Annotated in this window: 1 protein-coding gene; it reads left to right on the plus strand. The window is 60.4% G+C overall.

The features are described 5' to 3' along the window. The first annotated feature begins 85 nt into the window (after positions 1 to 85). A protein-coding gene (locus tag BW981_RS22210) for an IS3 family transposase (protein ID WP_148650901.1) occupies positions 86 to 1455 on the plus strand; the annotation gives its coding sequence in 2 pieces (ribosomal slippage) (positions 86 to 433 and positions 436 to 1455; 1368 coding nt in all). Positions 1456 to 1529: the final 74 nt, after the last annotated feature.

The raw sequence follows: 1529 nt of genomic DNA on the forward strand, positions 1-1529 counted from the left end.
TGTCCGCCGTCAGCACCAATGGCACAGATTTGAGGTTGTGATTTAAGGAGGATTTGGGCTTCGTCGTAGTGACGAAGGAACGAAGATGAAGCCCAAATCCTCCTATTCAAAATCGCCGTCGAAGGCCCCTGCGGAGCAGGTGGTGAAGGATATCCGGCGGCAGACCCGGCGGCACTTCTCTGCCGAGGACAAGATCCGCATCGTGCTTGAAGGCCTTCGCGGCGAGGACAGCATTGCCGAGCTGTGCCGCAAGGAAGGCATCGCGCAAAGCCTGTACTACACCTGGTCGAAGGAGTTCATGGAAGCGGGCAAGCGCCGCCTGGCGGGCGACACTGCCCGTGCCGCGACCACCGGCGAGGTGCAGGATCTGCGCCGCGAAGCGCGTGCCCTGAAGGAATGCGTGGCCGACCTGACACTCGAAAACCGTCTGCTGAAAAAAAGCATGATCGCGGATGGGGGCGACGACGAATGAGGTATCCCGCATCCGAAAAGCTCGAGATCATCCGGATCGTCGAGCAGTCGCACCTGCCCGCCAAACGCACGCTGGACAAGCTCGGCATCGCCCGCCGGACGTTCTACCGTTGGTATGACCGTTATCTTGGGGGCGGGCCGGAAGCGTTACAGGATCGGCCATCGGCGCCGAGCCGCGTGTGGAACCGCATCGGTGACGACATCCAGAACCAGATCATCGAAATGGCGCTGGAAGCCGACGCGACCAATCTCAGCCCCCGCGAACTGGCGGTGCGCTTCACCGACGAGAAGCGCTACTTCGTATCGGAATCCACGGTTTACCGCCTGCTCAAGGCGCACGATCTGATCACCAGTCCGGCCTATGTCGTGATAAAGGCCGCCGATCAGTTCCACACCAAGACTACCCGCCCGAACGAGATGTGGCAGACCGACTTCACCTACTTCAAGATCATCGGGTGGGGCTGGATGTACCTCTCGACCGTGCTCGACGACTTCTCGCGCTATATCATTGCCTGGAAGTTGTGCACCAACATGCGTGCCGAGGATGTAACCGAAACGCTGGACCTCGCCTTGGCGGCTTCCGGCTGTGACAGCGCCACGGTGCTGCACAAGCCCCGGCTGCTCAGCGATAACGGCCCCAGCTACATCGCCGGCGAACTGGCCGAATATATCGAGGCCAACAAAATGAGCCATGTCCGCGGCGCTCCCATGCACCCGCAAACCCAGGGCAAGATCGAGCGCTGGCACCAGACTCTGAAAAACCGCATCCTGCTGGAGAACTACTTCCTGCCCGGCGACCTCGAAGCCCAGATCGAGGCCTTCGTCGAACATTACAATCACCAGCGCTATCACGAGAGCCTAAATAACGTGACGCCCGCCGACGCCTACTTCGGCAGGGCCCCGGCCATCATCGAACGACGAGAAAGGATCAAGCGACAGACCATCGAATATCGGCGCTTGCAGCACCGCAAGCTCGCCGCCTAACATCAACCCCCAGACGAGGCCCGCACTCCGCTAATCTACGCCGCGAGTTGTGCCGAATGTTCTGACGACGAACA

The sequence above is a fragment of the Allobosea sp. TND4EK4 genome, from assembly GCF_900156025.1.
In the GTDB taxonomy this organism is placed as follows: domain Bacteria; phylum Pseudomonadota; class Alphaproteobacteria; order Rhizobiales; family Beijerinckiaceae; genus Allobosea.